The following is a 22,742-nucleotide window of genomic DNA, read 5'->3' on the forward strand; positions in this document are numbered from 1 at the left end:
TGTCAGCATCGGACCGGCCAATGAGGATCCCAGAGCGCACAGCCGCCGTTGGCGCGGCGCCCGGGGGAGTGACCGGGCAAGCGAAGCAACCTGCCCGGTCACCCCGGGACACCCCTTCAGGGCGACCACTCCCAGATCAGGCGCTGACCGGTTCTTTGGCGGCAGCGTTGCCGTGCACCCGCTCGCCGTCCTCGGTGATCACCGTGTTGTCATCGATCGCCCTGGCGGATTCGCGCCGGTCGACGGTGATCTTGCGGGGCTTGGCCTTCTCTGCCACAGGGATTACCAGCCGTAGTACCCCGTCACGGTAGTCGGCGGTGATCCGGCCGGTGTCCAGGTTGTTGCCCAGCACCAGCTGGCGAGAAAACACGCCACGGGGCCGCTCGGCGGCGAGCATTTCACGGGACGAATCCACTGGAGCGCGGTTGGCGCGCACCGTCACGACATTGTTCTCGATATCCAGATCCAGCGAATCTGCCGCGATGCCCGGCAAGTCGAACTCCACGTGGAACTCGTCCCCGTCGCGCCACGCATCCATCAGCATCGTCGCTGGCCGGGCCGCCGTGCCCGGCACCTGCTGGGTGAGACGGTCCAACTCCCGGAATGGGTCTGTACGCAGCAGCATGGTAGCCACCTCCATCTGTCCTTTCTCCTGTGCCATCTGTGCGTTTCCAACTAGCTTATCTATGCCAGTTGGTATAGATTCTATTTAGCACTCACCCACGTTGAGTGCAAGTAGGGAAACGGGAAAAATTTGAACGTGATCGACGACGGTGCGTCCTCGCTAGGCTCAACCCCCGGCTATGGGCTTCCCGCACCGGCCCGAGGGGTATATGGGATCACGGTGGCTGCCGAATTATCTGGGGCGCCAACACAATCACTGCGCTTGTGGGAACGCCACGGCCTGCTTGCCCCGGCGCGGACCGGCGGAGGCACTCGCCGTTACAGCACCGACGATCTAGCGCGTATCGAACGCATCGTCATCCTGGTCGCTGCCGGGGTCAACATCGCCGGCATTGGCCGCATCCTGGACCTAGAAGACGCTAACCATGCATTACGTGCTGCCGCGAGCGCGAGCCAGTCGTAGACCCAGGATGCCGACCTGATGCCGGCCGACGAACCGGGCTAAGCGGTGGTGTCGCGCACGCCCAGGCACCAGTGCTCGATGTGTAGATCGCTTCGTTGAGCAGTTGGGCAACGTGCGTGTCGTAGAGGGTGTAGACGATGCTGCGGCCGGTACGAGTTCCGGTGAACAGTCCCTCACAGCCGTGGCACTGCTGGCCATGCTTCGGCGCCCTGCTCCCGAACATCTATCTCTGTTAGCTTGCCGTGCGGGGCCCGCGGCAGATGATGCCGCGGGCGATCAGCTCGATAGTCACCGCGACAGCGCATGTCTGGGACAGCAGCAGCGCAATCAGAATCAGAATCTGCACGGCCGCGGCCTGCGCCGCCGAACCGGTGCTCAGCAGCACACCCACGAACGCGCCCGGTAAGGTGACCAATCCGACGGTGCGGGTCGAATCGACCGTCGGCAGCAGGGAAGTGGCCGCCACCCGGTCGATCACCCCCATCCGCGAATCGCGCTCACTCATGCCCAAACTCAACGCGGCCTCTACCTCGCCCACACGCGCCGCGATAGCGTCCAGCGCCAGCCGCGCCGCTACCGAGATACCGGTCATCGCATTGCCCAGCACAATGGCGGCGATCGGAACCACCGCAACACCGGTCAGCGGCACCGCGCCCGACACCAGTAGCAGTGGCAGCACCGAAACCCACCCCACAGCTAGCGCGCCGGCCGTCCATGCCGCACCCCGACTCGCCCGAATACGTTTGGCGGCAGTCACACCGGCTACCACAAACATGCCCACCAGCACCAGCGCCGAGGACCACAGCCGGGCCATCGCCGCCACCAAAACTCCAGCGACGACCGCCAACTGCACCACACCCCGCAGCGACACCCACGGCACCGTCCACACCGATCCGATAGCGGCCACCCGGTACACCACGGCCGACGCCAGCACCATCACCACACACACCGACACCAGTACCGGACCAAGAACAAGCTGCGTGCTACTCACAGCAACAAGTCTCCGACGTCAACAACGATCACGCCTCATTGACAACATCTCAGTTTCGCTGCCGGTCGGGACTGCCCGCCCCCCGAAGTGGTGGTGCAGATTTCCGTCGTCATCGAGTTTCGACCGTCTACGCGCGCCTAATCGGCAATCAGCCTGAGTGGCAGGCGTTCATGGCGGCGGATGATGTTGTAGATGTACTGGAGAGTGAACACGACTCCTCACGGTTGCCAACCGCGTTGTTCGGTTAGCCACTTCCTATTTATCTGGGTTTTGATTTATCCGTGGATTGCTGTTCCCGCTTAGGTTTAGCTTGCTTGCCCGTCGGGGTTGGTACCGGTGCCTTTGCTCATGACCGCGCATCTACACGTGGGGTCCGGCCTCGCTGATGGATTGTGGTCCGGGGCCCGGCGCCTCGCTGAATTGGGCGTTACGACGGACGGGCAGTTTCTGCGGCCACCAGAACCACGGGCCGAGCAGGCGGGCCAGTGGCATGACAAGGAAGAGGCGCACGATCATCATGTCGAAGATCAGTCCGATGCAGATGGTTGCTCCGGCTTGGCCGATGTTGACCACGTCGCTGGAGAGCATGGCGAGCATGGTGCCGGCGAGCACGAATGCGGCGGTGACGGCGACGTTGCCGGAACCGGCAATAGTGCGAATCAGGCCCGTGCGGATACCCGCCGACAGCTCTTCGCGGTATCGAGAGAGCAGCAGCAAGTTGTAGTCGCAACCCACCCCTACAAGCACGATGAACGCAATAGGCAGTGTCAGCCAATGTAATTCGATGCCGATCAGGGTTTCCCAGATGAAGACTGCCAGTCCCAGCGAGCCGAGGAAGGACAGCACCACGGTGATCAATACGATCACCGATCCGGCTAGGGTTCGGGTAATGGCCATGACGATGAGGAACACCAATCCGAACGTGGCCAGCATCATCGTCAGAATGTCGTTGCGGGAAAACGCCTGTACATCACGGAAATTGGCGGATGAGCCGGCCATGAGAAGCTCCACGTCCGACAGAGAGGTGCCCTTGATGGCTTCGTGAGCTGCGGCATCGGCACGCCGGATCTGGTCGATTCCCTCGGGGCTCATTGCTTCACCTTGGTGGTAGATCATGATCCGGGCACCCTTGCCATCGGGGGTCATCATGAACTTCAACCCAGACTGGAATTCCTTTGTTTTGAAGGAATCCGGTGGCAGGAAGAAGAAGTCGTCGTTCTTGGCGTTGTCGAACGCCTGCGCCATGTCGACCATCGGGTTGACCATCGGCTCCATCTGAGTGACGGTGGCATGGACCAGACTCTGCGTGGTCAGCGTTAGCCGTTGCATGATGGTCATGTTCTGCACCATCGCGTTGAGCTGGGTGATCATCTGCGGGGTGGCGGTGGAGATCTTTGTCAGACCATCGACCATCGGCCCGAGGTACTGCGTCGTTTCGTCGATACTGTCGAGCGACTCGTTCAGCGAGCGCATGGCCCAACACATCGGGATGTCGAAACAGTGCGGTTCCCAATACAGATAGTTGCGTATTGGGCGAAATGAGTCATCGAAATTGGCTATGTTGTCGCGCATCTTCTCCATTACGTCCTTGAGCCCCTTAGCGGCCTCTGTGGAGATCTGCGCGCCTTCAGCCAACTGCCGTGTGAGGCCCGCCATCTTTTCGGTCGAGGCAATCATGTCGCCCATGCGGGCGGCGATGGTGTCGATATCGGCGACGCGGTCTTTCAAGAATCCGAGGTTTTGGCCGATCTTGGTTCCCATCGAACCCATGGAATAGGGCAACGAGGCGTGTTCTAGCGGTCGGCCGTTGGGACGGGTGATGCTCTGCACCATCGAAATACCCGGCGTGCGAACAATATTCTTGGCAATCCGGTCCAGGCTGATCATGTCGGTGGTGTTGCGCATGTCGTGATCTGCCTTGATGTATAGGGTGTCGATGGAGAGCTGACTCGGCTGGAAATGCCGATCGGCGGCCGTGTAGCCCTGCGATGATTCGACGCTCTTGGGCGCGTAATCGCGGTCGTTATAGCTCACCGTGTAGTTCGCCAGGTTTGCGATGCACAGCGGAATCACCAGCGCCGCAACGGCGATCATCGCGGCAGGCCACTTGGCGATCGCCGTGCCCAGCTTGCGCCAGGCCGGGCTGGTTTTGGCCGGCTCGGAAAGCCATGGCACCTTGCTGCCCAGTGTCAACAGGGCCGGCCCCAGCGTGAGGGCCGAGATAACGGCTACCACCATCGCCGCGAAACACGGTGGGCCCAGGGTACGGAAGTAGTCGAGCGTGGTCAGGCTCAAGCACAGGCACGCACCCGAGATCGCCACGCCCGAGCCGATGACGACGTGCGCGACACTGCGCACCGAGGTGTAGTACGCCGACTCGCGATCCTCGCCCGCGCGCCGCGCTTCCTGGAATCGGCCGAGATAGAAGATGCCGTAATCGGTGGCCACACCCAGGACCAGAGACACCGCCATGTTCATCGCGAACGACGAGATTCCGATGATGTGATTTTCGACCAGAAGCGAGACCACGCCACGGGCTGTGGCCAACGTAATCAACACGCCAACAAGAGGAATGATCGCCCGGGTGAATGACCGATAGGCGATCAACAGCATGATGACGATCACCACGATGGTGACGATCGTCAGCATGAGCATGCTCTCGTCAGCGGCGGTGAGGGTGTCCGAAGCCAGCGGCGCCGGCCCACTGACGTAGACCGTGAGTCCCTCGGGTTTGTCCTTGTCGAGCTTGTCGATGATGCCGCGGATGGCCTTGATCGACCTGTTAGAGTCGGCGTCAGCCAAATCTCCGGCCGGCCGCACGGTCAAGGTTGCGGCCTGTGCGTCCGCGCTCTGCTGACCCGACCGGGTAACCGGATCGCCCCATAGATCCATCAGCGACTGCACATGCTCCTTGTCCTCGCGCAGTTCGCGGACCAATGTGTTGTAGTACTGGTGGTCCTGGTCGCTGAGTGTGCGGCCCTGGGTCTCGAGCACGATGACCGCAGCGCTGGTGTAGTCGGACTCCTGGAAGTCCTGGCCCTGGGTGATCGCGGCCGCCGAGGACGGTGCATCACGCGGAATCATCGCCTTGGCGTTGGCGGCGGTCGTTTCTTCGAGGGAGGGCACAAAGATGTTCAGGACTGCGGCGGCAATGACCCAGAACAGCACCACCGGAATCGCCAGCACCCGAAGCCAGCGCGCGGGTGCGGGGTGCTTCTGCGCCACTTGCTTCATCGCGCGCTGGGTCGGCACCGTGTCGGCGTCGTCACCAGGCGGCGGCGGCTGCTGACCCGACGTCATGCTGCCGTCACCGTGCATGCGACCGCGGCACCGGTGTGGTTGACGACCTGTTCCTCACGAACCTCGCCATTGACCCGGATCCGGCATCCCAACGAGTTGCCGTCCACCTGCGCGACCAGGCTCAGCGAGGCCGCCGAGGCCATGGTGGTTTCCGAAACCGACCACGGCAGCGAGGTCAGCACGACGTCGACAGGTTCGCTGTTGAGGTTGGCATAGGACACTTTTCCGCTATTGCCGAGATCACCGAACACCTCGTAGGTGACATTCTTGGGATTGATCTGCACCACCGTGGCCGGGATCGGACGGGTAGTCGGTGGGTGGCTGATCGCACGTGATTTCTCCCGAATGCGATTCACCCCAAAACCGACGACCACGATGACGAGAACTGCCACCAACGGCATCCACAACGCGCCCAGGATTCGGCCGGCTTGGCCTTTTGATTGTTTGCGTCGGCTCATCGTCGAGACTGTGTCGGTGCGGCGCTTCATGGGGTCTCCCGGTGAGTAGAGGTGGGCTGGTTGTGTGGGGTAAATAGTGTTGTGGTGAAAGCTATTTCGCTGGGGTAACGAGCCGTTTTCATGACGGTGCGGTCGGGGCGAATCAGGGCTGCGCAGGCGCCGCCGCGGCGCAGCCATCGGTCGAGCTCGGATCCGCGAGGTTCGATGATGGTGATGGCGCCGCGCCGATGCAGTTGTGTTCGCTGATCAGCGTCGACGGTTTCGGAGGTGGCGAGCGCGAACCCGTTGCCCAGGACGGTGTCGATCCGGTGGCCCTGGCTGAGAACGAGATTGGGGATCTGTGTCCCCGCCAGTTGCCGTCGGCGGGGAGCCTTGATCACGAGCGCAGACCGTGTGAGGGGTGGGGTGCCTGAGTGCTGTATCCGCGACCGTAGCCCCGGTATGTGCTGCAGGCGCGGAGCAAGCAAGTTCCGTATCGCGGTAGCTGCTGTGCCGCGGGCGGTCATAGCCGCTCCGACAGTCAGGGCGAGGGCGATCATTTTCCAGGCGTGGGGTTTTCGTTCTTGTTGGTAGGTGTCCAACATGTCTGCAGGCAGCTGGCCGGTGAGTACTCCGGCCAGTTTCCAGGTGAGGTTCGCCGCGTCTCTGAGTCCAGCGCCCATGCCTTGTCCCACGAACGGCGGTGTCAGGTGGGCGGCATCGCCGAGAATGAACACGTTGCGGTCACGCCAATGGTTGGCGACATGGGCGCGGAAGGTGTATTCAGTGACCCGAACCAGGTTCAGCTCGCCGGTCGAGGTCGCGCCCGTCCAGGCAGCGATCAGCGGCTGCAGTTTCTCGACGGTGTCGTAATCTGCTACGGCCTCGTCGTGGTGCAGTTTGAATTCCCAGCGGTAGCGGCGTGTCCCGATCCGCATGAATGTGGTCGGTCGGTATGGGTCGCACAGGTGATGCACGCCGTCCCAGTGGCCTAGGTCGGCTTCGGTGGTGAGGTCGGCCACGAGCCATCGTTGCGCGAATCGGCGCGCCGTCATGCTGGCGCCGATCGTGGTCCTGACCACGCTGTTGGCGCCGTCGCAGCCGAGCACGTAGGTTGCTGTGACCGTGTGCTCGTTGCCGCTGTCACGGTCAGTGAACGTAACCTGCACCTGACTGGCGCTGATATGTGCGATGGCCGTGACTTCCACGCCGCCGCGTAACGTGACCTGAGGATAGTTGGTGAGGTTGGCGCGCAGCAGCTGCTCTAGTTCGGGCTGGTCGAACATGTTGGCTTGCGGGTATCCATGTACACCGATGGGGGCGCGCGCGATCTGGGCCAGCACCTGCCTGCGGTGATCGAGCAGCCGCATGCCGGCACCGGGGCGGGAGATGGCGGCGAACTGCTCGGCGACGCCCAGCTGAGCGAGAATGCGGTAGACCTCGTCGTCCAGATGCACTGCGCGCGGTTGCGGGTACACCGTGGCCCACCGGTCAAGAAGCAGACACTGCACGCCGTGCTGAGCCAACAGCGTCGCGGCGGTGACACCGGTTGGGCCCGCGCCGACGATGACAACCGGAAATGACGGCTGCGCCGAGGCGTTCACGACGGGCATCGGATCTGCGCGGCGACCGCCGGATGTGATAGCAGCGCATCTTCGGTGGTGGCTGGATCGATGTTGTGGCCGCCGCGAATGATCAGGTCCTCGGTTCCGGTCGTCACGAGAACCTCACCGTGTTGCGCTGGGTTCCCAGGCAGATGCTGCCGTCATCGGTGGCCACCGAGGTCTCCACCACGTCGCCGTCCCGCAGGTACTTGAGATTTTTGCCTTGAGAGGCAAAGAACAGGCGCCATTTGAGTGCGGGCGGCAGCAGCGCACCGATCTTCTCGATCGGTTTGGGTGGGGCGCTTAGTGCGGTACCGATCGGTGTGCCGGTCAACAGCAGATCTCCAGCATCAAGACGTTGGAATCGGGTCAGAGCTTGCAGCGCTTGCAGCGGTGAGAAGATCATGTCGGCGCCGACAAGCATGTTCTGGCGGAGTTGCCCGTTGACCTTTAACTGGAGCCGGAGTTCCTTAAATCGTTGCAATTCAGCAGGATCGATCAGTACCAGTGAGGGGCCAACCGGTGTGAACGATGGATACGACTTGGCTTCGTAGAATTGGGTTTTCGTCAGTTGGACGTCGCGGGCCGACACATCATTGGTTACCACCCAGGCCGCGATGTAGTCCGCGAGGTTCTCCTCGCTGACCTCGGTGCCGACGGGAAGCTCGCGTCCGATGACTACGCCGATCTCCACTTCGTAGTCCAGGAACTGCACGTGGACGGGTTTGACGATGTCATCGAAAGGTCCGCTGATCGAGCCGGAGGACTTGCGAAAAAAGGTCAGCGGGATGGTCTTTGGGTCCATACCGGCGTCTTTGACATGCGAGGCGAAGTTGGTCATCTGGGCGACCACCCGGCAGGGTGCGGTCACGGGGGAGAGCAGATCGAGGCCGTCGACAGGCACCGTGGTGATATCTGAGGCGGCGGCTTCGATGGCGGCGCGGTCGGCGAGCAGTGCGCCGGTCGTGGTCGCGTTGGTGGCGATCTTTGCGGCACCGGTGGCGGTGTGCGCCCACCAGGCGTCGGCGGTGCGCAGAACGGAGATGGTCATGAGTTCGCTACTTTCAGCAGGCCGATGAGGCGGTTGATATCGAATTCGTTGTCGCCTCGCAGGGCTGCGAAGATCGACTGTGCTTCGTGCGGTAGGGATTTCGGATTGGTGCCGAGGAAGTCCTTGCTGGCCGGTGGTCCCCATTGGGCCAGGCCCGAGGCGGTGAAAGGTGCCCAACCCGGTTGCAGGGTCGAGTCGAAAAGGTCCCCATCGGTGAAGTGCTCGACCATGAAGCCATCAGGGTCGCGCCAGTAGTCGAAGAGCTGACTACCCTGGATGTGGCGCCCGATTCCCCAGGACCGGAAATAGCCTTGCTCCGTGAGATATTCGCCGCCGGCGGCCAGCGCATCGAGATCGCATACCTGATAGGCCGAGTGCACATAGCGGTTCTGTGGTCCGAGGGCCAGCGCCAGGGTGTGGTGATCGGCGGGGATCGACCCTCTGTCGCATCGGATGAAGCTCATGGTGGGCCCACGGCCGCGTTGTCCCGGGAAGTACAGGAAGTCGCTGACGATCATGCCGAGGGTGTCGAGATACCAGTTCAGCGTCTCGAGGTACTTCGTCGACTGCATGACGAGGTGGCCGAGCCGTTGCACTGTGGTGGGTTCCCGACGCGGGCGCTGGGCGGCATTGATCCGGTGAACCTCGTGTCCCATGTTGTAGCGGTGCGGAGGCTGAGACGGGAACGCGTCGAGGGAGTGCATTCCAGCCACCACGTGCACCGGCACACCGCTTGGGTCGACCAGATCGACCGCCTTGCCGCCGATGGTCGTCGGCAGTGGCCTGGTCCGTGCGCCGGCCGCAGTGGACAGTCGCGACAGGTCCGCTTTGTCGGCAGCGGCGAACGCGACCCCGAGGAACCTGCTCCGGTTTCCGCGGTGCACGATCACGCACGGCGCCGTCGAATCGCTGCCACGCAGATGGAGTTCCTCGTTGGTTCGTAACGAGGTGTCGAAACCGAACGCGCTGGCGAAGGCCTCGGCCCGCTGAAGGTCTGGTTTCTCGAATTCGAGCCAGGCGATATCGGCCACCTTGATCACGGGGTTGCGCGACCGCCCGCAATGCTCGCCTTTGAGGGCTCCCTGCGCGCTGTGGAGCTCATTGTGTGCGCCGAACAGCTCGGTCATCCGCACCCCTTTCATACTGACGAAATCGTCACATACGACGTGATGCTCAGTCAAGAGGTTCTGATGAAATCATCAAAACTGATTGATGCTGCTATTCTGGGCTGGTGAGTGCACCGCTAGACGAGCCGGTTAACCGCCTGGAACGTCGGAAACAACGCACCCGCGCAGCGCTGATCCAGGCGGCGCAGGCGCTGATCGCCGCGGGCAAGCTCAACGTGCCGGTCCTGGAAATCACGCAGGCGGCAGACGTCGGAATGGGTTCGTTCTACAACCACTTCGACAGCAAGGACGCGCTGTTCGAGGCCGCTGTGGCCGATGTGCTCGACAGCCACGGCGCACTGCTCGATCAACTCACCGCGTCGATTGACGACCCGGCCGAAGCATTTGCCTGCAGCTTTCGGCTCACCGGCCGACTATTTCGGCGCCGCCCGCAGGAGAGTCAAATCCTGCTCGCCAGTGGCCTCAGCCTCATGGGTTCAGACCGGGGTCTGGGTCCACGCGCATTGCGGGACATCGCCGCCGCGGTCGCTGGCGGCCGATTCACCGTTGACGATCCCAAGTTGGCCATGGCCGTCGCTGCAGGGGCGCTCCTCGGGCTTGGCAAGCTCTTACAGCAAGAGCCCGAACGCGATGATGCGGTGGCGGCAGATCGGGTCGCCGAAGACCTATTACGACTGTTCGGATTGTCCGCCGAGGAGGCGCGTCAGATCTGCAAGCGGCCGCTTCCCAACCTTGACTTCGCTTAGCTAGATCACTCGAGCAACCGAGCGCCTGTACGGGCGACTTGCACGGGTACGGCCTGTGCCGGCGAACTTGTGCTTAGCAGAACTCCCACGAATGCGCCCGGCACTGTGACAAAACGACCGTGCGGGTCGAATCCATTCTCGGCAGTAGGGAAGTGGCCACGACCTGCCGACGACTTCCAGGATCGGATAAGCCGAATCCAGGACAAGGGCCCAGACACGGGCAGTCTTGCCGCCGCGCGTCGAGCTCGCAGGCGGCGACCGGCCCGGCCCGGCCCGGACGATGATGATGATGACATCAGCATCGGTGACGCTAACGCCATCGACTAGCACCTCGGGCTCAAACGTTCACTCCAATGGCTCGGGCGTGAAGGTGACGTCGACCCCGCTTACAGTCATCGTCACCTGACCTTCGATCACCATCACCTGCGCCGAGACCCGTCGATCGACAGTCTGGGCCAGTTGCTGCACCGCTGCATGCGGAATCTGCACTACCGACAGGTTCGACAGCCCCGCCACTTTGGGGCCGACGGTGCGCCACCAGGTGGCCGTGCCGGCGGCGAATGGGAAGAGCAGCACCCGATCGGCCTGGCTGGCCGCCTTGCCCAATGCGCGTTCATCGGGCTGGCCGACGTTGATCCACTCCAGGATCCGGCCGGTGTAGTCGACGAGCCGCAAGTCCGGCACAGCAGGAGTGGACAGGCCTGGCCCGAACGTCAACTCCCCGTCGACGTCGCTGAGTCTGTGTGCGCGAAGCCCAAAAGCCAACAACCGCACCACCATCCGCTCGTCGGTCTCACTGGGGTGACGGGCCACGGTCAGCGAGTGATCGGCGTAGTAACCGTGATCGACATCGGAGACGCCAAGTTCGACTTTGAAGACTGTTGCAGAAAGGGCCACGTCATAGTGTCCACCCAAGTGGCGCCCACTGAGCAGTCGGGCCGCATTCAGTTCCTCCCGATACGAACGTGCGGAATTCATCAGAAGCGGCAGGGGAGAGCGGCCCTCCTAGACCTACGCGCAACCCACTACGGCAGGGTCGCGTAGATTCTTCGAGAACAATCCGAGCACCAACGCAGCATTCAACGAAGGCCATCATGTCCGAGGATCAGAACACAGACGTTCCACCGAATCACCTCTCCATCGATCCGCGTAGCGCCTTTTATAGCGAAGAGGTGCTTCGCCGCGACGTGGGTATTCGCTTTAACGGTGTCGAGAAAACCAATGTTCACGAATACAACGTGGCCGAGGGTTGGGTGCGTGTTGAAGTCCCGACCGCGAAGGATCGCCGCGGAAATCCGATGGTCGTCAAGCTCAGTGGCACGGTTGAACCTTTCTTCCGCTGAGCAAAATGCGGACGTCCCCTGGATTTCTATCGAGGCGGCCGGAGCGATTGAGAGCGGGCAACCGGCGAACCAACTCCGGTGGCCAGCCACTTCCGTAACCGGATAAGCCGAAACCAGGACAACGGCCTGGACACGGGCAGAATGGCCTACCGGCGGCGAAATCGCTTAGGACCGGCCCACAATCAGTGCTTAGACGCGTACTCAACCTTGGTAACGATCCACCGACTCTTCTGGTACTCGAGAGTGGTGGCCCAGGTCCCGTGCGCGGTCTGCGGCGCAGGGTTTCTCGGTGTGGTTACCGACCAGGCGATCTCTGACTGAACGCGGGCGTTGGTACCGGAGCACTCGATCTGCTTGCTGGTCAGCTCGGCGATATGCGAGACGTATCGATCTGCGCCCGGAATCGTGCTGACGGAGCGGAATGCCTGTTCGGACTGTGTGTAAACCTCAGGGGATAGACGCTCTTTGAGCGCGGGCAGGTTCTGATCTGCGAGACCGGTGAACTCGAAGCTCAGGTGGGCAACCTCCGCGGCGGCGGCGACCGTAGTGGCGCAGTGGTTCGAGGCGCGTCGGATCACGAAGTAGGCGGTGGTGCCCACCGCAATCACTAGTACTGCAACAGCTGCGACTACCGCCCGTCGCATCCGGCGGTTCCCGGACGCCGCGACCGAAGGCGTGGGTGCCGGCAAGGTCGAGGCAGCGTTCCCCGATTCAGCAGACTGGCCAGACTGTATGCCCCGCAATGCGGGCCCACCGGCAGCCAGCGGTGCAGAGAGTTCTGCCACCAGCGTGCCCAGCTGGCCATCGTCATCGAGATCGATCTGCTGTTTGAAGGCCTGGTCGGCTAATGCCATCACCTGGTCGCGGCTGATGGTTTGCCCTGTCAGCGCGGTGATCCGCTGAGAAAGCTCGTCGAGCCGGTCGTGCACAGTCATGCTCGCCACCCTAATCACTCCATGACCGTCATTGCGGACACCCGGATCCAGTTGAAGGGGCAACCTGTATCGACACGATGCTTGCCGATCAGGCGCTACGACAAAAAGCATTGCGTTACAGGTCCGGTCAGCCACCAACAAAGGGCAGGGGCAGATCGTGCATGCGCTGCAACACCAGGATATTACTGGTAACCCTGCATATTCGATTTCGCACTATTTGGCGTGAGGGCTACAGCGTCGGTTTGAGAGCGTCTCGGTAGACCCCGGTGTTGTCACGCTGCCCCGACAGAATTGGTGGCAGAGTATTGACTTTCCGCCGAAGGGGAAGCCCATGGCAAACAACCGTTAGTGACTTGGCTGCTGAACTCGGACTGAGCCCCGAGGACACCGTCTCTGCGCTGTGCGCGATCGGTGAGTTCGTTCTCGGGCCTGATAGTCGAGTGCGGGAGCCGGCGGCAGTGCAGCTGCGTGCCAGCCCGCCGTCGGCTCATCAGACACCCCATGCGGCAGATGAGTTTTCGCTGACCGCGGAAGATCCAGTTCATTCATCGCCGCGACCTCAGGACGTTGCAGGCGAGGAATCCAGGAAGTCGACCACCTCCGTTACGAAATCGTGGTGGTACTGGAAGACACCACCGTGGCCGGAGTCGGGGTAGATCCGAAGACGCGATTCCGGCAGCCGCGCGGCCATGTCCTTGGAGTGCTCGCTGGCGACCATCAGGTCGTTGTCACCGTTGGCGACGAAGACCGGGATCTTGATCAGTGACAGGTCGTCGCCGGAATGCAGTCCCGCGCTGGTGATTGCGCGCACCTGCGCGAGGCCCGCCTGCAAGGAGATCGGCTTGTCCAGATCCGACGTGCGCTCCGCGAGCCGCTCAAAGTAGGCGTCGGCCGCATTCTTACCCTTCGGGGTTCGAGGGAAGAACAGGAAGTGACGCGGGTCCTTTCGGGCTAAGAACGCCTTGGCGTAGGCGCCACCGACGATGAACGGCATCTTCCAGATGCCGCCACCACCGCGCGGGCCAGTGCCCGCGAGCACCATGCGGCGTACCAGGCGGGGAGCTTGGAGGGCGACCATCTGGGCTACGCCGCCACCGAGTGAGAAGCCGATCAGGTCGACACGCTCGTGCCCCAGCGCACGGATGAACGCGATCGCATCGGCACCCATCTGCTCGATGTCGGCCGGCACACGTCCACCGGTTGCCCCCACCCCCCGGTTGTCGAAGGCGATCACGTGGTGACGGGCGGCGACGCCGTCTAGGACGCGCGGGTCCCAGTCGTCGAGGACGGCGGTCAGGTGGTGCAAGAACACCACTGGTACGCCGCCGGGTTTACCCAGCTCGCGGTAGGCGAACGAAGTGCCGCCAACGGCGATCGTCTTGGTTGGCGTGGTCTTCCAAGTGGTCATGACTTCTTCCTTCGTGGGAGTGCTGCGGGGGGGGCGTGCGCCGGTCGGCATATCGCGCGGATCGGCACGCGGAACGCGACGTGCTCCTATTCGCGAGTTGCAGTACGGTTGTAATATTATGACCATAATGCTATGGTGTTGGCAAGCCTCGGAAGGAGATTCAGGTCATGGCGAGATACCACCCGGAACACAAGGAGGCGACTAGGCGTCGGATGATCGAGACCGCCGGGCAACGGTTCAAGAGCGACGGAATCGACGGCTCGGGCATCGCGACGCTGGTCGCTGACGCCGGTCTGACCAACGGCGCCTTCTACGGCCACTTCTCCTCGAAGGACGACTTAGTCGCTACGGTCGTTGCCCAACAGCTCGAGGACCAGGTCGCCGTCGTGAACTCGCTGCCCGCCGGGCTTGAGTCGGTCGAGGCCTTCCTCCGGGAGTACCTCTCTGCGGCACACCGTGAGGATCTCGCTGGTGGCTGCCCCTCCGCAGCACTGCTGGATGAGATCGGGAGGTGCGACGTCGTGGTCCGGAAGGCCTACACCGTCGGCGCCAGCTCGATGATCGAGGCGATCGCCCGCCACCTTGATGACGGCGATCCGCAGCGGACGAGCGAACGTGCGATCGGCCTGTTCTCCTTGCTCGTCGGCTCGCTCCAGGCCGCCCGCGCGGTCACCGATACCGCGCTGTCCGACCGCATCCTTGCCGCCGCTTTCAGCAATGCCATGACCCTTGCGGGCGCTTCACGAAAGCCCGCACCCCCAACGATCCGACAGGAAACGCAATGAAGGCATTCATCGTCACGCACTACGGCCCCGAAGGGCTCCGAGCGGCTGAAGTCCCGACGCCGAGCGTCGGACCTCGCGACGTTCTGATCGACGTCCGGGCGGCCAGTATCAATCCGCTCGACAAGATGGTCCGCAACGGGGAGTTCAAGCAGCTCATCAGGTACAAGCGGCCCTTCATCCTCGGCCATGATCTGTCCGGCGTGATCACCAAGGTCGGCGCGGAGGTCCGCGGCTTCAAGGCTGGTGACGAGGTCTACGCCCGACCGCGAGACCTGCGCATCGGCGCCTTCGCCGAGCAGATCGCCGTCCACGCTGACGACATCGCCCTCAAACCCGCCTCCCTGTCGTTCGAGGAAGCGGCCGCAGTGCCCCTCGTCGCGCTCGCCGCTTGGCAGGCCCTGGTCGAGCTAGCCGATGTCCAACCCGCGCAGAAGGTACTGGTCCACGCCGGCGGCGGGGGACTGGGCTCCACAGCCATCCAGGTCGCCAAGCACCTCGGCGCGTATGTCGCGACTACTGCGAGCGCCAAGGACGTCGACAAGGTCCGGGGGCTGGGTGCGGACGAGGTCATCGACTTCAGGGCCCGGGACTTCGCCCGCGTCCTGTCTGGGTATGACGTCGTGCTGGACTCCCTAGGTCTGGCGAGTCTTGAGAAGTCATTGACCGTGCTGCGGCCAGGTGGTCTTGCGATCAGCGTCGTCGGTCCACCGGACCCGGCCTTCGCAGTCCAACTCCGACAGCCTCTCCTTAGGCCCGTTATGGCCGTTCTCAGCCGCAAGATCCGGCGTCAAGCACGCAAGCTGGGTGTGCGTTACTCGTTCTTTTTCATGCGGGCTAGCGGTCCGCAGCTCGCGATACTCGCGGCGCTCTACGACGCGGGCACTCTGCGCCCCGTCTTGGACCGGACCTTCCCGTTCGCAGAGATGCTCGACGCTATGGCCTACGTCGAGCAGGGCAAAGCTAACGGCAAGATTGTGGTGAGCCGATGACGATTTCGGCAGATCGCCGATCGGCCGTCCTGGTGACTGGCGCCGGCCGAGGAATCGGGCTTCTCGCCGCGCGTCGAAACGCACCGGCGATCCCCAAAAGGTCGTGAAGGCCGTCATCACGCTCTCACCGCTCGACACCTGAAGCGACGTATCAGTAACCCTGACAGCCGTCACCGATGCATTGTTCGCAAGCGCCACCACATCCTAAGGAGTTCTCCATGAGCAACAACAGCAACGACGCCGTCATCACCTCGTACGCGCGGGCCCCTACGCGCACCATCGCCGTCGGCGATACAAGGTACGCATACCGCGAACTAGGCCCCAAGGGAGGTATTCCCGTTATCTTCTTCGTCCACCTCGCGGCGACCCTCGACAACTGGGACCCCCGCATCATCGACCCCATCGCACAGAATCGACACGTCATCGCGTTCGACCAGCGCGGCGTCGGCGCCTCCACCGGCCATGTGCCCAACACCCTCGAAGAAGCCGCCGATCACGCCTACGAATTCATCGCGGCACTCGGATACGAGACCATCGACGTCTTCTCCTTCTCGATGGGTGGCATGATCGCCCAGGACCTGATCGTCAAACATCCCGACCTGGTCCGCAAACTCGTCCTGACCGGGACCGGACCACGTGGCGGCAAGGACATCGACAAGGTCGTCGGCGTGACCTACTGGGACATCCTGCGCGCGACATTGACGAGATCGGACCCGAAGGAATTCCTCTTCTTCAACCGCGATGCCGCGGGAAAGGCCGCGGGGAAGGCATTCGTCAAGCGGCTCCAGGAACGCACCACCGACCGGGATCAAGAGATCAGTATTAAGGCGCTGCTGACTCAGTTGAAGGCGATCCAGAAGTTCGGCCGCTCGGCTCCCTCGGACCTGTCGACGTTCATCCAGCCGACGCTGATCGCCAACGGAGACCACGACCGCATGGTCCCCACCGTCCTGTCAGAGGACCTGCACAACCGCATCCAGGGCAGCCAACTGCTCATCTACCCCAACTCCGGTCACGGCGGAATCTTCCAGTACCACAAGGAATTCGCCCCCGCCGCCGCCGAGTTCCTCGCCGACTAAATGGCGGTGTCGCCGCTCGATGATCAGAGGCGGGTCCAGCAGTCCGGCAGCGCCAACATTGTTCATTCTCAATGGATCTCGGGTAATCGCCTGACCTGTATTGTTCGTTTGCTATTGGCCGTTCCTGCAGCGTATTGCGACCAGGTTTGCGCTGCCTTTTGTGCGTGTAGGTGAGCGACTTGGTAGCTGTAGCCGATGAGCTCGGCCACGATGGGCGGTGGTGCTTCCTTGACCAGGTTCTGCAGGGCCGAGTTTCGGGCACCGTGCAAGTTGATGCCAAGAGTGCGCAGACGGTGCATGATGCTTTGCGGGTCGATGTGATTTCCGGCCCGATGACTGGGGAACAGCCACGGTGTTTCCACGGTGCCGCCGGCGGTGCGCAGGTTAGGTCGATTGGCCAGGTGTTCACGGATCAGCGAGGCGAACGGCTCTGGCACCGGGGCTGGTTCGGTACCGAGACTGATGCGCAGCTCTTCGGGAGCAACCACGATCGATTCCATGGTGAGCGCGGCGATCCGCGTCGGGAGCTGACCGTAGAGAAGCAGCAGCGTCCCGGCGACGCGGTAGGGAAGAGACTCCGATTCCCCTGTCAGTAGCTCTTGGAGCCAGTGCAGACGTTGTTCCTGGGTCAATGTGGATGTTGTCTTGGCGACTCGGTGGCCGATGACAACGGTGCGGTTGATGCGGCTCTTCCTAGCCCAGATAAAGAAGGTGCGGATCAGGTGTCGGGTGGTGGGTCCCGATGCCAGGTATTCGTCGACGTCTTGTTGTCGACAGGTCGCGGCGGTGCGCTTGTGTGTTTTGTGCAGCCAGGTAAGGAATTTGATGGTTTCAGTAATTTCTTGTTTGGCCGAACGCACGGGAGCATCGGAATTGCCTTCGGGTGTGGAGTTGGTCCTAATCCTGGACAGGTGATGCCATCGGGCGAACTGCTCAACCGGGCCGCGTATCGACTTGGCACAGATAGCGGCAAGTTTCATCTCGATCCAGCCCTCGAAGACCATGAGTCGTTCATCGCGGCGGGGGAGCAGGCCGTGATGAACCAAGATGCCGCGCAGGTGCGAGACGTGCCGTCCGGGCTCTAACGCATCGAAACTCTCGTGGCTGCATGTGATTTCACCGCAGCGCAGCCCGGCGAAGAGTTCTTGGACCTTCTCTGATCGTTTCCACGTCATGATGCTTTCAGGTCGATCAACGCCGCAGAGGATATCGATGAGCTGCGCTATGAACGCCTGATCTGCGTCGCCGCCACGTAGCAGTTCGTCAAGATCACCGCGCAGTACGCAGCGGGCGCATTGGCCGCCGCGCATGATCTCGCCTTCAATGCCGCAGGTGCGGCATTGGTAGTTGCCCGGGATGCCGGCGCAACCCAGACAGACGGGCCGCTCGTCAGTACGGTTGGCACGCCCCGGCAGCACCCCGTCATGACCACAGCGCGGACAGATGCCATAGGTGCGCATCGCGGTGTAAAAGCAACTGTGGCATAGCCAGTCGCCGGGCCATTGCACGCGATACTTGCTCGCCGATCGGCCGCAGCGGTCGCAAACGCACCCACCGTCGGTGACTTTGGGGCGTCCCCGCACCCGCGACCGCGCCGGTCTAGGCATCGTCGCTGATCACTCGGGCGCGGCGTGGCCGCGCGGACTTGTTGATCTCGACAACGTTGGGGGAGGACGCGGCCTTGCGGCGCTGCGCATCGGTGGCTGTTACCGTGATCAGATCGTCTGGGCCGCACCCGAATATGTCGCAGATGGCGCTGACGAGTTTGAGCGAGACGCGTTCGGGCTTGCTGGTCACCAGCCGATAGACCTGCGAAGCGGACAGGTCGATATCGCGTTCACGTAAGTAGGGGATTAAGTCAGTGCTGTTGTGCATGCCGCGGACGGCCATCAGCTCCGGGAGGCGCCAGCGGTAGTCGATCTCGCGTCGCATTGCTATTCACCGCGGTTCAAGGCCTCGTGGAGCGTCGAGTCCAGCGCCCGCCGTAGCGTGCTGGTCCGGAAATCGCTCGACACGCAGGTGTACAGGGCGGTCGTGGAGGCGTACTCGTGGCCCAGTTGGTGCTGCACGAACAGCGGATCCATACCGGACTCGATCAGGTGCGTCGCATAGGAGCGACGCAGTGAATGCAAGTCTAATCCCGCTGAGAGGGAAAGATCTTGGCAATAGCGCCGGAAGCGGCGCAGCAGCGTTGGCTCGGACACGAGTGTTCCCCTTTCGGTGGTGAACAGATCTAGCCCGCCGGCGTCATGACCGCGGTCGAGCCATTCCTCGACGATGTCGCCGGACCAGTCGAACACCGTCAGGACACTGCGCGGTTTGGCCGGCGAGCCGCGCATCGCCTTGCCGAACCGTACGTGCGCGACGCCGAAGCGTCCGAACTCACGGGCGTGGGGGTTGCGGGAAAAGTCCACGGTCTGCAAGTGGCTGGTCTCGTTCATGCGTAAGCCCCAGGCATAGGTGGTCTTGAACATCACCGAATCCCGCATCGCGGCTACCCAGCCCTTACGATCCGATTCTGCGATCCGCGTCACCTCATCGTCGGCACGGTCGAAGAAGTCCTGCAGCTCGCGTCGGGTGAAGGCCCGTTTCTTTGGGCGGCGTTCGCTGTCCTGGACATGGCGGGCGGTGTTCCATTCAAAGCATACCTGCGCCGGAAAAGCATTAAATAACTTCTCGCACAGCCCATCCCAGCCATAGTCGGGGTGGCAGATATAGCTGCAGAACATGCGCAACGCGTTCTGATAGCAGCGCAATGTCGAATGCGCCGATCCACGTTCAGCGCGCTGGTCACCGAAAAACTCGTCAACATGCGCCGCGGACCACTGCCAGGGAAACTCGTTCACCGACGCCTGAAAGCGGCGCACCAGCGCGAGCCGCTGCTCGATAGTGGAGAAGGCCAAGTTGCGGCTCAACTGCTGATTGCGCCAGCCCTCCAGCATCTCCTCAAAGACCTGATCAGCAGGATTGAGATACCGGACACCCGCAAGCTCGATCACCCGGCCAGCGCGATCAACGGCCACCGAACCTCCCGAATCAGGCGTTGAACAGATCTAGCCCGCCGGCGTCATGACCGCGGTCGAGCCATTCCTCGACGATGTCGCCGGACCAGTCGAACACCGTCAGGACACTGCGCGGTTTGGCCGGCGAGCCGCGCATCGCCTTGCCGAACCGTACGTGCGCGACGCCGAAGCGTCCGAACTCACGGGCGTGGGGGTTGCGGGAAAAGTCCACGGTCTGCAAGTGGCTGGTCTCGTTCATGCGTAAGCCCCAGGCATAGGTGGTCTTGAACATCACCGAATCCCGCATCGCGGCTACCCAGCCCTTACGATCCGATTCTGCGATCCGCGTCACCTCATCGTCGGCACGGTCGAAGAAGTCCTGCAGCTCGCGTCGGGTGAAGGCCCGTTTCTTTGGGCGGCGTTCGCTGTCCTGGACATGGCGGGCGGTGTTCCATTCAAAGCATACCTGCGCCGGAAAAGCATTAAATAACTTCTCGCACAGCCCATCCCAGCCATAGTCGGGGTGGCAGATATAGCTGCAGAACATGCGCAACGCGTTCTGATAGCAGCGCAATGTCGAATGCGCCGATCCACGTTCAGCGCGCTGGTCACCGAAAAACTCGTCAACATGCGCCGCGGACCACTGCCAGGGAAACTCGTTCACCGACGCCTGAAAGCGGCGCACCAGCGCGAGCCGCTGCTCGATAGTGGAGAAGGCCAAGTTGCGGCTCAACTGCTGATTGCGCCAGCCCTCCAGCATCTCCTCAAAGACCTGATCAGCAGGATTGAGATACCGGACACCCGCAAGCTCGATCACCCGGCCAGCGCGATCAACGGCCACCGAACCTCCCGAATCAGGCGTTCATCAACTGCACGTATCCTGCATCTGATGCAATCAAGATCGCAATACCGTTGCGGCTCAATCAGGTTCAACATTGGACGTCTACCAGGTGAACACCACCTCCGGCGCCGCGATCCGCATACGTCACCGCTGGTACGTGCAGATCAGCAGCCCATTCCATCGGACACCCACCGACCAACCGGTGTTCGTTCTCACTCTAGCTGGCGGTCATGAACTGGGAACCGCCAAAATAAGTGGCGGATTCGGCCAGCATCCTGTTGCAATATAGTTGGCGGTTCCGCTCCTTCTGGTTAGGTACCCAGAGTAGTTGCCGGCGTTGATAGCGTTCGTGCATCGGAAGGCGACCCTCAGTTGGAGCCAGGCAGGAGATGTTGATGCAGGACGGTCCGGCGGTGTATGAATCGATCGACATCCCGGTCTGCGATGGGCGCACAACCCGCGAGAAGCTTGCCGAACTACTTGAAATCGGCACCGAGCAGACCGCGTTGGATTACAAGGCCACCATCGATCTCCGCAAGACATACGACGTCGTCGAAATGGCGCGCGATCTGGCGGCCATGCGGTCCAATCCACGCGGGGGATACCTCGTCTACGGCGTGGACAACACTGGACAACCTGCACACTCCAAAGACCCGATCATTCGGTCACAGTTTGACGAAGCCGAGATCCGGCAGAAAGTCGAGAAGTTCCTAGGTAAGGCTTTCGACTTGTCCGCGACTGTCCACGACAAAGACGGTCGGGACATCGCCGTGGTCTACGTTGCCCGCGCGCCCTTCGGGTTGAGCCCAATGGAAGCCAACGGTGACTATGACGACCAGGGCGGCGCCAAGCGTTCACGATTTAAGCGCGGAGACGTTTTCGTTCGGCATGGCACCCAAGTCGCCACACTCAGTGCGACCGACATTCCGCGGATCTTCGCCCCCGACATCGACGCCATCAAGCGAGACGCTCAATCTGAATACACCCAGCTAGTCGGCGGTCTCCGACAAGCTGAGAGTGGATCGAAGATAGCCCAAAGCGCGGTAGGGGCCCTAAATTGGCGGCTATCTCAGGAAGAGTTCGACGGCGGCGTTATCCAGGCGCTTCGGGACGGCGACTCAATGATGCTGCAGGCCATGCTGATTCAGCTAGTAGGCGCCGCAAACGCGTTACTATCGAACGTCGGCAACCGCAGCGACCTGTACGCCCTGCTCGACCGCTTGATATCAGTTCTGGGCATCGCGATCGCGTTCGACAACGCACTTCTGCGCGACCGCGCGCAGTCCATATTGCGGCGAATCTATCAACTTGGTGATGAGCGCGGAGGCTACCCGCGCGGGAATGTTGCCGTTCCGACCGCCGAGTTACTACTAGCAGTTTCCGCGCGCGTCGAGGCCGTAGGAGCACTGGCAATTCGCCTCGAACAATGGGATGCCGCGCGTCGAATCATCCTGCAGCCCAGCTGGGATGGCTACTACACGAGCTGGCTGCGCCATGCAGTAACAGAAGCATCTCGGGGTCAGCTGCTTACCCAGCAAGCTGGCGACCGAAAGGTCGCGGTGAGCTTTGTCAGCTTCGCGTACGACCTTGTCAACAACGTTCCTGCCTTGAGGCCAGACTTGCCTGATGCTGCGCTGGGCGGCCGAGTGGGCCGTGGGGACCCACCGAACGAGGATGCCATTCTCGATTCGATCCTGCAGTTCGATTTTTCCTGGTGCCTGCTCGCCGTCCTCAATAGTGAGACTGGTGATATCAGACAGTTCTATCCTAGTTTTGCACTCTACTACGGTCGGCGGCTCAGCGTTTTCGCGGAGAGACTGCTCACCGACGAGTCGATGCGAGCCGAACTCCTCGGTGACGTATCCGATGATCAACTGAGACAAGCACTCCGGCAGATAATTGACCGATCTGAAAAGGAAGCTTCCGTCCATGGAATGTTCGGCTTTGATATTGCTACACAGAAGCTGACCGCTTTTCTGGATGCCGGAACGGAGTAACCGTCCTTCCGTGCGAATCC

At 62.1% G+C, this 22,742-nt stretch carries 20 protein-coding genes and 2 pseudogenes; 7 read left to right on the top strand and 15 right to left on the bottom strand.

All coding sequences use genetic code 11. The annotated features are described in order from the left end of the window. Positions 1-136: 136 nt before the first annotated feature. Positions 137-625, bottom strand: coding sequence for an Hsp20/alpha crystallin family protein (locus HBA99_RS12810; RefSeq protein ID WP_081342913.1), 489 nt, complete (start codon positions 623-625; stop codon positions 137-139). A 135-nt stretch (positions 626-760) separates the two neighbouring features. Here HBA99_RS12810 and HBA99_RS12815 point away from each other — a divergent pair, with 135 nt between their 5' ends. Beyond that, a complete protein-coding gene (locus tag HBA99_RS12815; RefSeq protein ID WP_420063469.1) occupies positions 761-1,087 on the top strand; it encodes a MerR family transcriptional regulator in 327 nt (108 codons plus the stop codon). Here the strand turns inward: HBA99_RS12815 and HBA99_RS24840 are convergent. From HBA99_RS24840 to HBA99_RS12850, 7 genes and pseudogenes are all read right to left on the bottom strand, one after another. Then, positions 1,044-1,259, bottom strand: a pseudogene (locus HBA99_RS24840) (hypothetical protein); the annotation flags it as partial. The gene HBA99_RS12815 and the pseudogene HBA99_RS24840 overlap by 44 nt on opposite strands. 60 nt (positions 1,260-1,319) lie before the next feature. Then, the gene (locus HBA99_RS12825; RefSeq protein ID WP_070952501.1) at positions 1,320-2,078 is read right to left on the bottom strand and encodes an ABC transporter permease; all 759 of its coding nucleotides are present in this window, start codon (positions 2,076-2,078) and stop codon (positions 1,320-1,322) included. A 360-nt stretch (positions 2,079-2,438) separates the two neighbouring features. Further along, complete coding sequence (locus HBA99_RS12830) at positions 2,439-5,378, bottom strand: MMPL/RND family transporter (protein ID WP_070952626.1); 2,940 nt, start codon at positions 5,376-5,378, stop codon at positions 2,439-2,441. Then, entirely contained in the window at positions 5,375-5,836 is a 462-nt protein-coding gene (locus HBA99_RS12835) for an MmpS family transport accessory protein (RefSeq protein ID WP_070952625.1), read from the bottom strand. The genes HBA99_RS12830 and HBA99_RS12835 overlap by 4 nt, the downstream gene beginning before the upstream one ends. Positions 5,837-5,862: 26 nt before the next feature. Further along, on the bottom strand, positions 5,863-7,419 hold the full coding sequence (gene mhpA / locus HBA99_RS12840; protein ID WP_070952502.1) for a bifunctional 3-(3-hydroxy-phenyl)propionate/3-hydroxycinnamic acid hydroxylase MhpA: 1,557 nt from the start codon (positions 7,417-7,419) through the stop codon (positions 5,863-5,865). A gap of 112 nt (positions 7,420-7,531) precedes the next feature. After that, on the bottom strand, positions 7,532-8,470 hold the full coding sequence (locus HBA99_RS12845; RefSeq protein ID WP_046253713.1) for a fumarylacetoacetate hydrolase family protein: 939 nt from the start codon (positions 8,468-8,470) through the stop codon (positions 7,532-7,534). After that, on the bottom strand, positions 8,467-9,597 hold the full coding sequence (locus HBA99_RS12850) for a VOC family protein (RefSeq protein WP_070930831.1): 1,131 nt from the start codon (positions 9,595-9,597) through the stop codon (positions 8,467-8,469). Before HBA99_RS12850 ends, HBA99_RS12845 begins: the two co-directional genes overlap by 4 nt. A gap of 104 nt (positions 9,598-9,701) precedes the next feature. Between HBA99_RS12850 and HBA99_RS12855 the strand changes: the two genes are divergently transcribed. Continuing rightward, a complete protein-coding gene (locus tag HBA99_RS12855; RefSeq protein WP_070952503.1) occupies positions 9,702-10,343 on the top strand; it encodes a TetR/AcrR family transcriptional regulator in 642 nt (213 codons plus the stop codon). Positions 10,344-10,688: 345 nt separating this feature from the next. Here HBA99_RS12855 and HBA99_RS12860 read toward each other — a convergent pair whose 3' ends face one another. Further along, positions 10,689-11,240 (bottom strand): YaeQ family protein, encoded by a 552-nt coding sequence (locus tag HBA99_RS12860; protein WP_070952627.1) that lies wholly within the window; start codon positions 11,238-11,240, stop codon positions 10,689-10,691. Positions 11,241-11,437: 197 nt separating this feature from the next. On the opposite strand from HBA99_RS12860, the gene HBA99_RS12865 reads away from it, so the two are divergent. Then, the gene (locus HBA99_RS12865) at positions 11,438-11,686 is read left to right on the top strand and encodes a DUF3297 family protein (protein WP_005058085.1); all 249 of its coding nucleotides are present in this window, start codon (positions 11,438-11,440) and stop codon (positions 11,684-11,686) included. 182 nt (positions 11,687-11,868) lie between these two features. On the opposite strand, the gene HBA99_RS12870 is transcribed toward HBA99_RS12865, so the two are convergent. Both HBA99_RS12870 and HBA99_RS12875 read right to left on the bottom strand, forming a co-directional pair. Continuing rightward, the gene (locus HBA99_RS12870; protein WP_070952504.1) at positions 11,869-12,621 is read right to left on the bottom strand and encodes a hypothetical protein; all 753 of its coding nucleotides are present in this window, start codon (positions 12,619-12,621) and stop codon (positions 11,869-11,871) included. Between the two features lie 559 nt (positions 12,622-13,180). Beyond that, the gene (locus tag HBA99_RS12875; RefSeq protein WP_070952628.1) at positions 13,181-14,029 is read right to left on the bottom strand and encodes an alpha/beta fold hydrolase; all 849 of its coding nucleotides are present in this window, start codon (positions 14,027-14,029) and stop codon (positions 13,181-13,183) included. A 167-nt stretch (positions 14,030-14,196) separates the two neighbouring features. On the opposite strand from HBA99_RS12875, the gene HBA99_RS12880 reads away from it, so the two are divergent. The 3 genes from HBA99_RS12880 (at position 14,197) to HBA99_RS12890 (ending at position 16,882) form a co-directional block, all read left to right on the top strand. Continuing rightward, a complete protein-coding gene (locus tag HBA99_RS12880; protein ID WP_070952505.1) occupies positions 14,197-14,814 on the top strand; it encodes a TetR/AcrR family transcriptional regulator in 618 nt (205 codons plus the stop codon). Further along, entirely contained in the window at positions 14,811-15,803 is a 993-nt protein-coding gene (locus HBA99_RS12885; RefSeq protein ID WP_070952506.1) for an NADP-dependent oxidoreductase, read from the top strand. Before HBA99_RS12880 ends, HBA99_RS12885 begins: the two co-directional genes overlap by 4 nt. 218 nt (positions 15,804-16,021) lie before the next feature. After that, positions 16,022-16,882, top strand: a complete 861-nt coding sequence (locus tag HBA99_RS12890; protein WP_070952507.1) for an alpha/beta fold hydrolase — start codon at positions 16,022-16,024, stop codon at positions 16,880-16,882. Positions 16,883-16,950: 68 nt separating this feature from the next. Here HBA99_RS12890 and HBA99_RS12895 read toward each other — a convergent pair whose 3' ends face one another. The 4 genes and pseudogenes from HBA99_RS12895 to HBA99_RS12910 all read right to left on the bottom strand — a co-directional run. Beyond that, positions 16,951-18,192: a recombinase XerD gene (locus HBA99_RS12895; RefSeq protein WP_070952629.1), complete on the bottom strand. Its 1,242-nt coding sequence runs from the start codon at positions 18,190-18,192 to the stop codon at positions 16,951-16,953. Between the two features lie 289 nt (positions 18,193-18,481). Continuing rightward, complete coding sequence (locus tag HBA99_RS12900; RefSeq protein ID WP_070952508.1) at positions 18,482-18,814, bottom strand: helix-turn-helix domain-containing protein; 333 nt, start codon at positions 18,812-18,814, stop codon at positions 18,482-18,484. Positions 18,815-18,816: 2 nt separating this feature from the next. Next, positions 18,817-19,905, bottom strand: coding sequence for a tyrosine-type recombinase/integrase (locus HBA99_RS12905; RefSeq protein ID WP_070952509.1), 1,089 nt, complete (start codon positions 19,903-19,905; stop codon positions 18,817-18,819). Positions 19,906-19,927: 22 nt separating this feature from the next. Further along, positions 19,928-20,725: pseudogene (locus tag HBA99_RS12910) on the bottom strand (site-specific integrase); the annotation flags it as partial. Positions 20,726-21,120: 395 nt separating this feature from the next. On the opposite strand from HBA99_RS12910, the gene HBA99_RS12915 reads away from it, so the two are divergent. After that, positions 21,121-22,722, top strand: coding sequence for an AlbA family DNA-binding domain-containing protein (locus tag HBA99_RS12915; protein WP_131822832.1), 1,602 nt, complete (start codon positions 21,121-21,123; stop codon positions 22,720-22,722). Positions 22,723-22,742 lie beyond the last annotated feature (20 nt).

It is taken from the genome of Mycobacteroides chelonae (assembly GCF_016767715.1).
Taxonomy (GTDB): domain Bacteria; phylum Actinomycetota; class Actinomycetes; order Mycobacteriales; family Mycobacteriaceae; genus Mycobacterium; species Mycobacterium gwanakae.

Excerpts from the sequence above, each read along its gene's own strand:
- HBA99_RS12870 (WP_070952504.1), bottom strand. The coding sequence starts at position 12,621 with ATGACTGTGCACGACCGGCTCGACGAGCTTTCTCAGCGGATCACCGCG.
- HBA99_RS12895 (WP_070952629.1), bottom strand. The coding sequence starts at position 18,192 with ATGCGCGGCGGCCAATGCGCCCGCTGCGTACTGCGCGGTGATCTTGAC.
- HBA99_RS12880 (WP_070952505.1), top strand. The coding sequence starts at position 14,197 with ATGGCGAGATACCACCCGGAACACAAGGAGGCGACTAGGCGTCGGATG.
- HBA99_RS12830 (WP_070952626.1), bottom strand. The coding sequence starts at position 5,378 with ATGACGTCGGGTCAGCAGCCGCCGCCGCCTGGTGACGACGCCGACACG.
- HBA99_RS12875 (WP_070952628.1), bottom strand. The coding sequence starts at position 14,029 with ATGACCACTTGGAAGACCACGCCAACCAAGACGATCGCCGTTGGCGGC.
- HBA99_RS12885 (WP_070952506.1), top strand. The coding sequence starts at position 14,811 with ATGAAGGCATTCATCGTCACGCACTACGGCCCCGAAGGGCTCCGAGCG.
- HBA99_RS12900 (WP_070952508.1), bottom strand. The coding sequence starts at position 18,814 with ATGCGACGCGAGATCGACTACCGCTGGCGCCTCCCGGAGCTGATGGCC.
- HBA99_RS12915 (WP_131822832.1), top strand. The coding sequence starts at position 21,121 with ATGCAGGACGGTCCGGCGGTGTATGAATCGATCGACATCCCGGTCTGC.
- HBA99_RS12865 (WP_005058085.1), top strand. The coding sequence starts at position 11,438 with ATGTCCGAGGATCAGAACACAGACGTTCCACCGAATCACCTCTCCATC.
- HBA99_RS12810 (WP_081342913.1), bottom strand. The coding sequence starts at position 625 with ATGCTGCTGCGTACAGACCCATTCCGGGAGTTGGACCGTCTCACCCAG.
- HBA99_RS12835 (WP_070952625.1), bottom strand. The coding sequence starts at position 5,836 with ATGAGCCGACGCAAACAATCAAAAGGCCAAGCCGGCCGAATCCTGGGC.
- HBA99_RS12845 (WP_046253713.1), bottom strand. The coding sequence starts at position 8,470 with ATGACCATCTCCGTTCTGCGCACCGCCGACGCCTGGTGGGCGCACACC.
- HBA99_RS12890 (WP_070952507.1), top strand. The coding sequence starts at position 16,022 with ATGAGCAACAACAGCAACGACGCCGTCATCACCTCGTACGCGCGGGCC.
- HBA99_RS12850 (WP_070930831.1), bottom strand. The coding sequence starts at position 9,597 with ATGACCGAGCTGTTCGGCGCACACAATGAGCTCCACAGCGCGCAGGGA.